The sequence below is a fragment of the Streptomyces sp. f51 genome, assembly GCF_037940415.1.
Lineage (GTDB): Bacteria > Actinomycetota > Actinomycetes > Streptomycetales > Streptomycetaceae > Streptomyces.
In genome coordinates, this window is the sequence record NZ_CP149798.1 from 6,488,948 (window position 1) to 6,503,078 (window position 14,131).

Consider the following 14,131-nt stretch of genomic DNA (forward strand, 5'->3'; position numbering starts at 1 on the left):
GAGGTCGCACGAACAGGCCGGAGGCAGCCGTGGCCGTGTCGCAAAACGCGCTGAAAAAGTGGCAGAAGGTGCGGGAATGCGCGCTCGGCCTGCCCGGCGCCGCCGAGGAGTTCCCCTGGGGCGAGACCGTCGCGAAGGTCAACAAGAAGGTCTTCGTCTTCCTCGGCCTCGACGACGGCAGTCACCCGATGGGCGTCACCGTGAAGCTCACGGACGAGGCGGCCCACGCCCACGCGCTCACCTCGCCGGGCGCGGAGCCCGCCGGATACGGCCTGGGCAGGGCCGGCTGGGTGCGGATACCCCTGGAGGAGCAAGGCGCCCCGACGGCGGAGCTGCTGTGCGACTGGGTCGAGGAGAGCTATCGCGTCATAGCCCCCAAACGGCTGATCGCGGAGCTGGACAGGCGCTGACCGGGGAGCTGGACGCGCGCTGGTCGCTGAGCCGGCCGCGGGCCGACCGAGGCTGTTCCCGGTGTCGGGAATTTAACTAAGCGCTTGCTCGTTAGGGGCTTGCCCGGAGTGGAACACGTTCTTAACATCACTGATGTCACATCAGTGGTGTCACAGTGCTGGGGGCTGGATGACAGCGGCAGGTACGCCGGGACACGGTCCCCTGGCCGGGGTGCGCGTGGTCGAGTTGGCGGGCATCGGGCCCGGTCCGTTCGCCGCGATGCTGCTCGCGGACCTCGGAGCGGACGTCGTCCGGGTCGACCGGCCCGGCGGCCCCGGGATCGGGGTCGACCCGGCCCACGACGTCGTCAACCGCAACAAGCGGTCCGTGATCGTCGACCTCAAGGCCGGGGACGGGGCGTCCCGCGTCCTCGACCTGGCCGAACGGGCCGACATCCTGATCGAGGGATACCGACCCGGCGTGGCCGAGCGGCTCGGCGTCGGCCCCGAGGACTGCCGGGCCCGCAACCCGGGGCTCGTCTACGGCCGGATGACCGGATGGGGCCAGCAGGGCCCGCTCGCCCAGCGCGCCGGGCACGACATCGCCTACATCGCGCTCACCGGCACCCTCGGCATGATCGGTGACCCGGGCCAGCCGCCGCCCGTCCCCGCGAACCTCCTCGGCGACTACGCGGGCGGCTCGCTCTATCTCGTCGTCGGCCTCCTCGCCGCCCTGCACCACGCGCGCGCGACGGGTTCCGGGCAGGTCGTGGACGCGGCCATCGTCGACGGCACGGCGCACCTCTCGACGATGATCCACGGCATGATCGCCGCGGGCGGCTGGCAGGACCGGCGCGCAGCCAATCTCCTCGACGGCGGCTGCCCGTACTACGGGACCTACGAGACCGCCGACGGCCGGTACATGGCCGTCGGACCCCTGGAGCAGCGCTTCTACGACCAGTTCGTCGACCTGCTCGGCATCCCCGGACTCGCCTCCGCCCACAAGGACCCGGCCCGCTGGGAGGAACTGCGCGGCACGGTCGCCGACCGCTTCAGGACCCGTACGAGGGACGAGTGGACCGCCGTCTTCGCGGGCACCGACGCGTGTGTGGCGCCGGTCCTGTCCCTGCGCGAGGCGCCCGGGCATCCGCACCTCGCCGCCCGGGGCACCTTCGTCGACCACGGAGGCATCACCCAGCCCGCCCCCGCGCCGCGTTTCTCGGCCACCCCCACCTCCGTCCGCGGCGGGCCCGCCCTGCCGGGCGCCGACACCGCCGAGGTGGCCCGCGACTGGGACGTCCCCGGGCTGACCGGGGGCGGTGGCTGATGCGGGCACGCCGGCCGTTCCGTCCTCACCCCCGTCACTCCAGGAAGGCGATCCCCGCATGAAGCGGCAGATCTTCACCGCCGAGCACGACGCGTTCCGCGAGACCGTGCGCACCTTCCTCGCCAAGGAGGTGCTGCCCCACTACGAACAGTGGGAGAAGGACGGCATCGTCTCGCGCGAGGCCTGGCGTGCCGCCGGGAAGCAGGGACTCCTCGGACTCGCCGTGCCCGAGGAGTACGGCGGCGGCGGGAACCGGGACTTCCGCTACAGCGCCGTACTGGCCGAGGAGTTCACGCGCGCGGGCGCGGCGGGTCTGGCCCTCGGACTGCACAACGACATCATCGGCCCGTATCTGACGGACCTCGCCACCGAGGAGCAGAAGCGGCGCTGGCTGCCCGGCTTCTGCGACGGCTCGGTCATCACCGCGATCGCCATGACCGAACCCGGCGCCGGCTCCGACCTCCAGGGCATCACGACGCACGCCGAGGACAAGGGCGACCACTTCCTGCTCAACGGCTCCAAGACCTTCATCTCCAACGGCATCCTCGCCGACCTGGTGATCGTGGTCGCCAGGACCACGCCCGAGGGCGGCGCGCGCGGTCTGTCGCTGCTCGTCGTCGAGCGGGGCACGGAAGGCTTCGAGCGAGGTCGCAACCTCGACAAGATCGGCCAGAAGTCGCAGGACACCGCCGAGTTGTTCTTCAACGACGTGCGCGTTCCCAAGGAGAACCTGCTCGGCGAGCTCAACGGCGCGTTCGTGCACCTGATGACCAACCTCGCGCAGGAGCGCATGGGCATCGCCGTCGCCGCCATCGCCGGTGCCGAGTACCTGCTGGAGATCACCACCCAGTACGTGAAGGAGCGCGAGGCGTTCGGCAGGCCGCTCGCGAAGCTCCAGCACATCCGCTTCGAGATAGCCGAGATGGCCACCGAGTGCGCCGTCACCCGCACCTTCCTGGACCGCTGCATCGTCGACCACTCGGACGGCCAACTCGACGCGGTGCACGCCTCGATGGCCAAGTGGTGGGCGACCGAACTCCAGAAGCGCGTGGCCGACCGCTGCCTTCAACTGCACGGCGGCTACGGCTATATGACGGAGTACCGGGTCGCACGGGCCTTCACCGACGGACGCATCCAGACCATCTACGGCGGGACGACCGAGATCATGAAGGAGATCATCGGCCGCTCCCTGCTCGGCTAAACCCTCTTCGAAAGGCTTACCAGTGAGCACCGAAGCGTACGTGTACGACGCGATCCGCACCCCGCGCGGTCGCGGCAAGCAGAACGGTTCCCTGCACGGAACCAAGCCCATCGACCTGGTCGTCGGGCTCATCCACGAGGTGAAGCGGCGCTTCCCGGGCCTCGACCCGGCCGCCGTCGACGACATCGTGCTCGGTGTCGTCGGCCCCGTCGGCGACCAGGGCTCCGACATCGCCCGGATCGCGGCCATCGCCGCCGGACTGCCCGACACGGTGGCCGGCGTCCAGGAGAACCGCTTCTGTGCCTCGGGCCTGGAAGCCGTCAACATGGCGGCGATGAAGGTCCGTTCGGGCTGGGAGGACCTCGTCCTGGCGGGCGGCGTCGAGTCGATGTCGCGGGTGCCGATGGCCTCGGACGGCGGCGCCTGGTTCGCCGACCCGATGACCAACCTGGCCACCAACTTCGTGCCGCAGGGCATCGGCGCCGACCTCATCGCCACCATCGAGGGCTTCTCCCGCCGCGACGTCGACGAGTACGCGGCCCTCTCCCAGGAGCGTGCCGCCGCCGCCGTCAAGGACGGCCGCTTCGACCGGTCGATCGTCCCCGTCACGGACCGTGGCGGCCTCACGGTCCTCGACCACGACGAGTTCCTGCGCCCCGGCACCACCGCCGACTCGCTGGCGAAGTTGAAGCCCTCGTTCGCGGACATCGGTGAACTGGGCGGATTCGACGCGGTCGCGCTCCAGAAGTACCACTGGGTCGAGAAGATCGACCACGTCCACCACGCGGGCAACTCCTCCGGCATCGTGGACGGCGCCTCGCTGGTCGCCATCGGCTCCAAGGAGGTCGGCGAGCGCTACGGCCTGACCCCGCGCGCCCGGATCGTCTCCGCCGCCGTGTCCGGCTCCGAGCCGACCATCATGCTCACCGGTCCCGCGCCCGCGACCCGCAAGGCGCTCGCCAAGGCCGGCCTGACCATCGACGACATCGACCTCGTCGAGATCAACGAGGCCTTCGCGGCCGTCGTCCTGCGCTTCGTGAAGGACATGGGCCTGTCGCTGGACAAGGTCAACGTCAACGGCGGCGCCATCGCGCTCGGCCACCCCCTCGGCGCCACCGGCGCGATGATCCTCGGCACCCTCGTCGACGAACTGGAGCGCCAGGACAAGCGGTACGGCCTCGCCACCCTGTGCGTGGGCGGCGGCATGGGCATCGCCACCATCGTCGAGCGCGTCTGACCTTCCCAACGGATCCAGGATCTACGGAGCATCCCTGATGAGCACTGAGCCCACCACCATCCGCTGGGAACAGGACGAGACCGGCGTCGTCACCCTCGTCCTCGACGACCCCAACCAGTCCGCCAACACCATGAACGCGGCCTTCCGCGCCTCCCTCGCCGCGGTCACCGACCGCCTGGAGGCCGAGAAGGACTCGATCCGCGGCGTCATCTTCGCCTCCGCCAAGAAGACCTTCTTCGCGGGCGGCGACCTGCGCGACCTCATCCGGGTCACCCCCGAGACCGCCCAGGACCTCTTCGACGGCGGCCTCGCCATCAAGCGCAACCTGCGCCGCATCGAGACCCTGGGCAAGCCGGTCGTCGCCGCGATCAACGGCGCTGCCCTGGGCGGCGGCTTCGAGCTCGCGCTCGCCTGCCACCACCGGGTCGCCCTCGACACCTCCGGCACCAGGATCGGCTGTCCCGAGGTCACCCTCGGTCTGCTCCCCGGAGGCGGCGGGGTCGTCCGCACCGTGCGCCTGCTCGGCATCGCCGACGCCCTGCTGAAGGTCCTCCTCCAGGGCACGCAGTACAACGCGACGCGCGCCCGGGACAACGGCCTCGTCCACGAGGTCGCCGCCACCCCCGAGGAACTGCTCGCCAAGGCCCGCGCGTTCATCGACGCCAACCCCGAGTCGCAGCAGCCCTGGGACAAGCCGGGCTACCGCATCCCCGGCGGCACCCCGTCGAACCCGAAGTTCGCGGCCAACCTGCCCGCCTTCCCGGCCAGCCTGCGCAAGCAGACGGGCGGCGCCCCCTACCCGGCCCCGCGCAACATCCTCGCGGCCGCCGTCGAGGGCTCCCAGGTCGACTTCGAGACCGCCCAGGTCATCGAGGCCCGGTACTTCGTCGAACTGGCCGCGGGCCAGACCTCGAAGAACATGATCCAGGCCTTCTTCTTCGACCTCCAGGCCGTCAACTCCGGCGCCAACCGTCCCCAGGGCATCGAGCCCCGCCCGGTCCGCAGGGCCGCCGTCCTCGGCGCCGGGATGATGGGCGCGGGCATCGCCTACTCGTGCGCCCTCGCGGGCATCGAGGTCGTCCTCAAGGACGTCACCGCCGAAGCGGCGGCCAAGGGCAAGGCGTACTCCGAGAAGCTCTGCGCCAAGGCGGTCTCCCGGGGCCGTACGACGCAGGAGAAGGCCGACGCGCTGCTCGCCCGCATCACGCCCACCGCCGACCCGAACGACCTCGCGGGCTGCGACGCCGTGATCGAGGCGGTCTTCGAGGACACCGCGCTCAAGCACAAGGTGTTCCAGGAGATCCAGAACATCGTCGAGCCCGACGCGCTGCTCTGCTCCAACACCTCCACCCTGCCCATCACCGCGCTCGCCGAGGGCGTGGAGCGGCAGGAGGACTTCATCGGGCTGCACTTCTTCTCCCCGGTCGACAAGATGCCGCTGGTGGAGATCATCAAGGGCGAGCGCACCGGCGACGAGACCCTGGCGCGTGCCTTCGACCTGGTCCGCCAGATCAGGAAGACGCCTATCGTCGTGAACGACTCGCGCGGCTTCTTCACCTCCCGGGTCATCGGCCACTTCATCAACGAGGGTGTGGCGATGGTCGGCGAGGGCGTCGAGCCCGCCTCCGTCGAGCAGGCCGCCGCCCAGGCCGGCTACCCGGCCAAGGTCCTCTCGCTGATGGACGAGCTGACGCTCACCCTGCCGCGGAAGATCCGCAAGGAGTCGAAGCAGGCCGTCGAGGAGGCGGGCGGCACCTGGGAGACGCACCCGGCCGAGGCCGTCATCGACCGCATGGTGGACGAGTTCGGGCGCCCCGGGCGCAGCGGCGGCGCCGGCTTCTACGAGTACGGCGAGGACGGCAAGCGGGGTCTGCTCTGGCCCGGTCTGCGCGAGCACTTCACCAAGGCGGGGCACGAGATCCCGTTCGAGGACATGAAGGAGCGCATGCTCTTCTCCGAGGCGCTGGACACCGTCCGGCTCCTGGAGGAAGGCGTCCTGACGTCCGTGGCCGACGCCAACATCGGCTCCATCCTCGGGATCGGCTTCCCCGGCTGGACCGGCGGCGTCCTTCAGTACGTCAACGGCTACGAGGGCGGGACCGGGACGGGTCCGGCCGCGTTCGTGGCCCGCGCGCGGGAACTCGCGGAGCGCTACGGCGACCGCTTCCTCCCGCCGGCCCTGCTCGTCGAGAAGGCCGAGAACGGCGAACGGTTCACCGACGCGACCTGACCGGACCGTGGGCCCGCGCCCGACCGGACGCGGGCCCACCCCTGTACGGACGCGGGGCGGGCCCACCCGTGGCCGCACCGTCCGCGTCCGCGGTCAGGACTCCTTGAGCCACTCCCGCAGTTCGTCCTTCAGCGACCGCTGGAACGCGGTCAGCAGCGCCTGCACCACCAGCGGCTGCATGTGCGCCGACAGCGACTTCACGGCCGCCACGGACTCCTGCTCGCCCACGGCCTCGCGCAGCAGATCGGACAGTTCGCGGGCCGCCGCGCGCGCGTGCTCCAGCAGGACGGCGCGCGCGGCGAGGATCGCCTCGTCCGCGATCGGTACGTCCAGGAGTTCCAGGCCGAGCTTCAGCAGACCGGGGTCCAGCCGGACGGCGTCACCCGTCACCTCGACGACGCTCATCGCGGCGAGCCGCTCCAGGTCCGCCTCGCGGAGGGGCCGTCCGGCCCGGCGTTCCAGCTCCTCCCGGGTCACGTCCTCCATCGCGTCCGGCGCCCAGGAGGCCACCACGGCACGGTGGATGGCGAGGTCGTGCGCGCTCAGACCGGGCGGCAGCTGCGTCAGCCGGCGCTCGATCGCCGCCAGTGTCATGCCCTGGTGCTGCAACTCCTCGATGAGCGCGAGCCGCGCCAGATGCTCCTGGCTGTAGTGGCCCACCCTGCGGTGCCCGATCACGGGCGGAGGCAGCAGGCCCCTGGCGCTGTAGAAGCGGACCGTGCGGACCGTGACACCCGCCCGTGCGGCCAGCTCGTCGACCGTGAGCGTCGGCTCCCCGGTGTCCGTCGTCATCGCAGGTCCTCGCCTCTCGCGTCGTGCGGCGCACGCCCATGGTGACGGCTGACGGCACGGTGCAACAGTAGTGCTGTCCCACCAGTGTTGTGAAAGCTGCCGTCCAGGAGTGGCGCGGGTCGTGGCTTTGACCTCCGTGACCAGGTTCGACGAGTTGCCTGTCCATAAAGGAACGGCCCTGCGGTCGAATGGGCGATGTGAACGCCCGCCGACCGCAGGGCCGTGGAGACGGAAAGGGGATCGACGCTACTTGGCGAATTTACATTGCCAGGATTCCTCGAGGAGGTGCACGGCATCCTGGCCGTACCGCCCAGGATCCCAGCCGTCGATCATGAAGAGAGCGGAGATGAGATCCGAGTCGGCGCTATCAGGCGCCACGCACGCTGATTTGCTGCCTTTCGCCCTGGCGAGGTTGTGCGCGAGCTCCACGGCTTTGCTCGTATCCACAACAACCAGACGATAGGAAACGTTCAGTTCGATCTCGTTCTTCGCCACACTTCGTGAAGCGGCCGGCGCAGTGCGCGTGTCCGTCAACCCTCTGAACGGATTCTTCGGGTTCTCGTGCGTATCGCCGAGCAGGCTGCCGTAGCGCGCCATCAACTCCCGAATGTTTCCGGCTTCAACCGCCAGTGCCCCGGGGTCGTCGGAGGCGTAGCTGGCCATGAGCGCGTGACGTTGCACCGCCTGCGCGATCTCCTCGGCCAGTGACAGCAGATTCCGTTCATCGCCCGTGTCAGTCATGTGCGGCCCCTCACGGCTTGAAGCCCTTGATTATCCCCTTTATTACATTCTTCGTGGTCCATCGATAGTGCTTCGTGTGCATTATCTCCCCCCATTTGTTGTAGAAGTCGACGTGTACGTGGTCGCCCGCTCCGCAGACTCCTCGATATCGGCAGCGTCCGCCGCTTTTCGCTGCCGCTCGCGCGCGTCGCTCTGCCTCTTCCCTCGTTTTGTAGTTGCCGCCGGAGTTGGTCTTGTTCTTCTTCGTCTTCCGGAAGTAGGCACCTGCGGCAGCCCCTGAGTACGACTTGCACCAGTCGATCCAGTCGCAGTAGAAGCGCGTACTGCGATGGTAAATCCTTCGCCATCCCCACTGCCCGTTGAGGTCAAAGCAGTTGACGGGATCGGCCGTGCAGTATTCGTAGGCGTTGGCGTTGCCGCCGGCCACGGGATCGACGGAGAGGAAGCGTCCTGTGGCGGGGTTGTACAGGCGGACGCCCATGAGGGTGAGACCGGTGAGAGTCTCGGAGGAGCGAGCCTTGGCCCCGAGCCAGCCGTAGCGGGTGGGCTGCTGTCCGGCGCGGGGGTTGCCGTACTCGTCGCTGTCCAGGACGGTCGGGGCGACGGCGGTGTCCAAGGGGAGTTGCAAGGTGATGTCGCCGTGGAGGTTGGCGAGTTGCAGGACGGTGGCGCCGGTCTTGGTGCTGGTGGCGGCGAGGTCTCCTGCGGGGCCATCGATGTTGCGGGTGAGGTTGCCGCTGGTGTCTTCGGTGATCCAGCGGGGGCTGTCGCTGTCGGAGTCGTAGTGGTTGGTCCTGGCGGCTGTCTGGGTCCAGGTGCCGGAGGCGTTGGTTTCGGTGGTCCAGCCGCGGAAGCGGAGGTCGGAGTCGAGGGTCCAGGTCTGACGCTGGGTGCCGGCGGTCTGCTGCTGGACGAGGTCGCTGTTGTAGTAGGCGAGGGTGGTGCCTGGGAGGGCGGTGGTACGGCCGAGATTGTCGTAGGAGTAGCCGGTGTCGACGATTCGGTCGGCGCTGTCGTAGGTGGAGCTGGTGGTGGTGGCGCCGGTGGTGGTGCAGTCCAGGCCGGTGTCGGCGGCGACGGTGGCGAGGGTCTTGCGGTTGCTGTTCTTGTCGAAGGTGTAGGTGCGGGTGGTGCAGACGGCGTCGGCGCCGGTGTCCTGGACCTGGGTGAGGCGGCCGGTTTTGTCGTAGGTGTAGGCCTGGGAGGCGGTGACGCCGGGGGTGCCGCCGTGGGCGACGATCTGGCTGTGGGTGTTCTCGCTGACGGTGTCGGCCGCGAGGACGGTGCCGTCGCTGGTGCGGGTGTAGCTGCGGGCGGTGGGCGAGCCGGTGGTGTCCTGCTCGTCGCTCTGGGTGTAACCGCCGGGCAGGGTCTGGGTGGCCACGTCGCCGTCAGCGTCGTAGCGGGCGGTGAAGGTACCGGCGACCGAGTCGGTGACCGAAGTGGTCAGGCCGCGCGGGTCGATGGCGGTGTCGTAGGTGTAGGTGGTCGTTGAGGGAACCGTGTCGGTGGTCTTCGACGGGCGGTCGAGGGCGTCGTACTCGGTGGTGGTGGTGGCCGCGTCGGCGTCGGTGTACGTCATCTGTCGACCGAGCTGGTCGAAGGTCTTGCTGATGGTGCCGCCTGCGGTGGAGGTCTGCGTGATCGCGAGACCGGTCGCCGCGTCGTAGCCGGTGGTGGTGGCCGGTACGGCCGAGCCGAGTCCGCCGGTGATGGTGACGGTGGTGGGACGGCCGGCGCTGTCGTAGCCGTTGGCGGTGGTGCGGGTGGTGCCGTTGGCGGTCTCGGTCAGCTTGGCGACCTGTCCGTCGACGGTGTACTCGGTCGTCTTGGTCGGCAGCTGGGCGGGGTTGGTGCCGCCGCCGGTGATCACGCCCACGGGTGCGGTCTGGCAGACCAGGTCCGCCCATTCCGGGCGGCCGTTGCAGGTGCCCGTTCCGGTGGCGGAATAGTAGGTGGTCTGCGTCGCACCCGCGTCGGTGCCGGTGGAGGCGGGAAGCTGTGTCTTGGTGACGCGGCCCTGGTCGTCGTAGGTGGTGGTCGTGGTCAGTGCCAGTCCGCCGGGGTCCTGGGTGCTGGTGGTGGCCACGCCCTTGGCCCAGTCGAAGCCGGTCGCCACCACACGCGGGTCGGCGGTCAGCGTCGGCCAGGCTCGCAGCTGGGCGCCGGTGGTCTGCTTGGTGATCTGGTCCTTGACCGAGGCGGTGCCGTCGGTGGGGCGGCCGCTGTCGTACTCCTTGAGGGTCTGGGTGCGGGCGATGACCTTGCTGCCGGCCTGGGCGACGGTGGTGGCGCCGCTGAGCAGCTTGGCGCCGAGCACGGTCTGGTGGACCGGGCCGTCCTCTTCCACTTCGCGGGTGCCGGTGTCGTTGTAGACGCTGGTGGTGGACAGCAGCTGGGCCCGTTCGGCGGAGACGAGGCTGCTGATGCCCAGCCCGGTCAGTTCCGTCTTCTGGTTCGCAGTGGTGCCCAGGGCCAGTTCGCGGTTGCCCGCGGTCAGTGAACGGATCGTGTTGCCGAACTGGTCGTACTCGGTGACCGTGATGTGGTGGCCGGGGGTGGCCTCGTTGACCTCGCGGCCGGAGGCGTCCAGGTAGTGGATGCCGGCCCGGGTGTAGGAGCCGGCGGTCAGGGCGCTGCCGTCGTTGCCTGCCGGTACCTGGTCCGCGGGGAAGACTGCTGTGGCGTCACTGGGAGAATCGGTCTGTGCCCAAGAGGCGAGGGCCGAGGCGCCGAGGTCTTCCGGTGCGGACGCTCCGGTCAGCGGGACGCCGTAGACGATGCTGGTGACGGCGGTGCCGTTGGTCTGGCTGGCACTGCCCGGGGTGAGCGTCGAGCGGGAAGCCTTGAGCAGCATCCCGTCACCGGCGGCCGGGTTGGATCCCGCCTGCCCGTAGGCGAAGGTCCACGGCAGTTGTCCGGCCGGGGTCAGCGTAGTGACACGGCCAGAGCTGTCGTAGGTGTAAGCGGTCTTCAGCGCGGGGCTGATGCGGGGGTCCCACTGCTCGCGCAGCCGTCCGCTGTCGTCATAGGCGTAGGAGGCGATGGTCTGCACGGTGGACAGCGAGGCCCCGGGCACGGTCGACCACAGCTTGATCGCCGAGACCTGGTCCTTGAAGTCGCCCAGCGCGGAGCCGGAAGCGGTGGTTGCGGTGGCGTAGACGAATTGCAGCACCCGGCAGCCCTTGACCGACGGGTCGGCCGCGCACGCCGACGCCGTGACGGCCGAGGTCGGGGCGATGAGCAGTTTGGGGCGGGAGGTCTTGTTCTCGCCCAGGGTGACCGCTTCGCTGACGGTGGTGGTCGTGGTGTTGGCCAGGCCGTCCAGGTAGGAGGTGGCAGCGTTCCACAGCGTGGTGCTGGCGCCCGCCGGAGTGAACGTCGTTACCTCACCCTCGGTGTTCTTCAGGGTGAAGGTTGTGCTGAAGTCGCCGGTGAGGGTGTAGTCCTCGGCACCGACCTCGGGTATCCAGCCGGTCTTCGCTGCGTTCTGGGTGAAGTTCAGGTTCGTGTCGTCGCCCGACGCGCCGATGCTCACCGACGTCGCCGACGTCTTTTGCAGCACCGTCCACGGGGTGGAGGTCTGGTCGCCGGAGGCGCCGTAGAGCCATTCCTTTCCGAAGATCGGTGCCTGCCGGCCGGTGCCGGCCCCGGCCTGCGGCGAGCGGGAGGAGGCGGTTCGGTCGACGGACAGGGCGAAGGCGGAGGCGTCGTTGTCGGAGAGGGTGTAGTCGCCGGTCAGCAGGTTCAGCGAACCCGGTCCGACGTCCTCGCTCGCGGCTCCGTCGGCGGTGCGGTCGATGGTGGCGTTGACCGGGTCCGACGAGGCGGAGGCGCTGGAGGGGCCGGTGAAGTCGGCCCGGATCTGCACCGCTCCGTCCGGGTTGACGGTGGAGGTGGCGTTCCACGTCAGCTTCGGGGTCTTGCCGCTGGTCAGGGCCACCGGCCAGGCCGACAGCGGCTGGCCCGCGACCGTCACGTCACCCGCGGGGATGGTGGTCCAGGTGTCGGCCTCGCCGCGGCGCCAGGAGAAGGTGGCCTTGTCGTACTTCGAGCCGTCCGCCTCGGCGTTCAGCGGAAGCCGGGCAGCGCTGCGGGTGCCTTCGTCGGGGCTGGTCACACCGCCGGGGCCGACGTGGAAGGTGTAGGACAGGGCCTCGGACTTGTTGTCGGCCTTGTCGGTCGCCCGCACCTGGAGCGTGTTGGTGCCGGCCTTGGTGGGCTTGACGGTGATGCCGATCGGGGTGGTGCCGGAGGTGGGCACCTTCGTCCAGGTCGTTCCGTCCAGTGACCACTCGATGCCGTTCTGGTCGCCCGACGGGGGCGTCACCGTGAACACGCCCGCTTGGCCGACACCCTTGACCCACGAGGCCGAGGGATAGTCGGTGGAGGTCACCGCGGTCGGTGCGGACGGGGCGGAGGTGTCGACGGTGAACGTCGCGTACGCCGACCAGTCGTTGTTGTAGTGCAGCCCGTCGTAGGGGTTGGTGCGGAACTTGTAGGTCTTGCCGTTGGCGAGCAGACCCGAGGGCACCGTCACCGACGCGGGCTGCCCAGAGGGCACGAACGACGACACCAGATAGTTGCCGACCTGCGCGTTGGTGGTGGCGTCGTCGATCTCGAAGGTGCCGTCGACCTTGTCGTTGTTGGCGTCGACGAAGGTGTCACTCAGCGTCGGCGTCGTGGTATTGACGTACCAGGCACCGGAGGCGTCCTGGAAGAACGGCGGCCCGGCCTGCTGGTCGGTGCCGGTCTTGGGCCGGTAGTTGTAGGTCACCGTCAGCTTCGGCGGATTCGACGCGGCGTTCGCCGAGTTGAACCGCTTCCACTGCGCGGTCGTCGTCTCACTCGGTGCACGCAGGCCCATGCCGGAGGTGGCGTTCTTCGCCGATGCCCACGTCTGCACCAGATTGGTGACATCCGCGTTCACCCAGCCGTCCGGCGCCGAGGTGCAGCCCGGGTTGCCCTTGGTCTCCGTCGACGTCGCCGAGGCGGTGGTCGGCCAGGTCGGCTGGGAGGTCCAGCGCGAGGCTGTGGAAGCCGTGGCAGTGCTGTAGACACCCCACGGGTAGGCCGCACAGTCGGTGTTGCCCGAGTGGAAGTTCCACAGGCTCAGCTTCGCGCTGGAGACCAGCGCGTCCGAGATCGGCTTGGTGTTCCAGGTGATGAAAGAACGGGCCGTGCGCGGCGTGCCGTCGCTGTTGGTCGTACCCGGGTTGCCCATGTCCAGTTCGACGTCGGTGGACCAGTCGACCGTCTCGCCCTGCTGGACGTAGGTGTCGAAGACGTTGGACAGCGCCGAGGTCGAGGGGTCGACCGTGACCGGGTACTGCGTGTTGGGGTCGGAGAGGAACTTCGCGTCAGGGGTGAAGACGAGATTGATCGTCCCCTTGCCGCGGACGACCTTCACCTTCACCGGCGCCTGGTGCGTGTGCTCGCCGGACACCTTGTCCACCCGCGCGTCCCACATCACCGGGGCGGGCATGGTCGCCCGCTTCATGCCCTTCTTGTCCGTGAAGAGCAGGCTCCCGTCCTTCAGCTGGCGCACCTTCAGGCCCTTGGCCTTCAGCGGCAGCGTGTAGGAGTAGCCGTTTCCCGGATGGTCTTTGAGCACGACATACTGCTCGAAGCCAGTACGTGTCGCCTCGACGACCACATCCGCGCCGGAGGCGGCACCCGCGTAGGTCGCACGGTTGCCCTTCAACTTCGGCTTGGGCAGATCACCCTTCCACCGCAAGGCAATCTGCTGGTCGCCCTCGCCCAGCGTCACCAGATCATGTACCGCCGACGCGGACCGCTTCACGGCGGCCGACGCGGCCTGGCCACCGCCCAGACGCAGGCCCCGCGGGTGGGCCTTGGGCTCCACCCGCCCCCCGACCGCCCGCAGATCCAGATCGACCGAGCGCCACTTGCCCGCATCCTTGAACCGCACCGGCCCGGCTGCCAACTCCGTCGTCAGCGAGCCATTGGGATTCACCCACGTTGTGGAGGTCTCCGTCCGCTCCGACAAGGCCTCGACCTTATTGCCGGACAACCGGGCCAGCACGCGCGCCGACGCCAGATCCGCGGCCGACGACGGGTAACGTTTCGCAGCCTTGCTCGCGACCTCCGGTCGTGCCTCGCCCACACTCCAGGCATTCTCCGCGCCCGAAAGCACGGTCACCGCCATGGTGAGCGCCAGTGAACCGGCTATGCCCCGGCTCCGTGCAAACCC

General features: G+C 69.3%; 8 protein-coding genes. 5 read left to right on the forward strand and 3 right to left on the reverse strand.

Annotated features, from left to right (window positions below):
- Window positions 1–29: 29 nt before the first annotated feature.
- The 5 genes from WJM95_RS28135 to WJM95_RS28155 all read left to right on the forward strand — a co-directional run bounded on the left by WJM95_RS28135 (window position 30) and on the right by WJM95_RS28155 (window position 6,384).
- Window positions 30–410, forward strand: coding sequence for an MmcQ/YjbR family DNA-binding protein (locus WJM95_RS28135; RefSeq protein WP_339132706.1), 381 nt, complete (start codon window positions 30–32; stop codon window positions 408–410).
- 169 nt (window positions 411–579) lie between these two features.
- Window positions 580–1,716 (forward strand): CaiB/BaiF CoA-transferase family protein, encoded by a 1,137-nt coding sequence (locus WJM95_RS28140; RefSeq protein WP_339132708.1) that lies wholly within the window; start codon window positions 580–582, stop codon window positions 1,714–1,716.
- Between the two features lie 58 nt (window positions 1,717–1,774).
- Window positions 1,775–2,917: an acyl-CoA dehydrogenase family protein gene (locus WJM95_RS28145; RefSeq protein WP_339132710.1), complete on the forward strand. Its 1,143-nt coding sequence runs from the start codon at window positions 1,775–1,777 to the stop codon at window positions 2,915–2,917.
- Window positions 2,918–2,939: 22 nt separating this feature from the next.
- Window positions 2,940–4,154: an acetyl-CoA C-acetyltransferase gene (locus WJM95_RS28150; protein ID WP_339132712.1), complete on the forward strand. Its 1,215-nt coding sequence runs from the start codon at window positions 2,940–2,942 to the stop codon at window positions 4,152–4,154.
- Window positions 4,155–4,191: 37 nt separating this feature from the next.
- Window positions 4,192–6,384: a 3-hydroxyacyl-CoA dehydrogenase NAD-binding domain-containing protein gene (locus WJM95_RS28155; protein WP_339132714.1), complete on the forward strand. Its 2,193-nt coding sequence runs from the start codon at window positions 4,192–4,194 to the stop codon at window positions 6,382–6,384.
- Window positions 6,385–6,477: 93 nt separating this feature from the next.
- Here the strand turns inward: WJM95_RS28155 and WJM95_RS28160 are convergent, their stop codons facing one another.
- The 3 genes from WJM95_RS28160 to WJM95_RS28170 all read right to left on the reverse strand — a co-directional run bounded on the left by WJM95_RS28160 (window position 6,478) and on the right by WJM95_RS28170 (window position 14,086).
- Window positions 6,478–7,176 carry a MerR family transcriptional regulator gene (locus tag WJM95_RS28160; protein ID WP_339132716.1) on the reverse strand — a complete coding sequence of 233 codons (699 nt, stop codon included), beginning with the start codon at window positions 7,174–7,176 and terminating at the stop codon, window positions 6,478–6,480.
- A gap of 246 nt (window positions 7,177–7,422) precedes the next feature.
- The gene (locus WJM95_RS28165; RefSeq protein WP_339132718.1) at window positions 7,423–7,917 is read right to left on the reverse strand and encodes a hypothetical protein; all 495 of its coding nucleotides are present in this window, start codon (window positions 7,915–7,917) and stop codon (window positions 7,423–7,425) included.
- A 10-nt stretch (window positions 7,918–7,927) separates the two neighbouring features.
- The gene (locus tag WJM95_RS28170) at window positions 7,928–14,086 is read right to left on the reverse strand and encodes a DNRLRE domain-containing protein (RefSeq protein WP_339132720.1); all 6,159 of its coding nucleotides are present in this window, start codon (window positions 14,084–14,086) and stop codon (window positions 7,928–7,930) included.
- Window positions 14,087–14,131 lie beyond the last annotated feature (45 nt).

Excerpts from the sequence above, each read along its gene's own strand:
- WJM95_RS28165 (WP_339132718.1), bottom strand. The coding sequence starts at position 7,917 with ATGACTGACACGGGCGATGAACGGAATCTGCTGTCACTGGCCGAGGAG.
- WJM95_RS28170 (WP_339132720.1), bottom strand. The coding sequence starts at position 14,086 with ATGGCGGTGACCGTGCTTTCGGGCGCGGAGAATGCCTGGAGTGTGGGC.
- WJM95_RS28145 (WP_339132710.1), top strand. The coding sequence starts at position 1,775 with ATGAAGCGGCAGATCTTCACCGCCGAGCACGACGCGTTCCGCGAGACC.
- WJM95_RS28155 (WP_339132714.1), top strand. The coding sequence starts at position 4,192 with ATGAGCACTGAGCCCACCACCATCCGCTGGGAACAGGACGAGACCGGC.
- WJM95_RS28160 (WP_339132716.1), bottom strand. The coding sequence starts at position 7,176 with ATGACGACGGACACCGGGGAGCCGACGCTCACGGTCGACGAGCTGGCC.
- WJM95_RS28140 (WP_339132708.1), top strand. The coding sequence starts at position 580 with ATGACAGCGGCAGGTACGCCGGGACACGGTCCCCTGGCCGGGGTGCGC.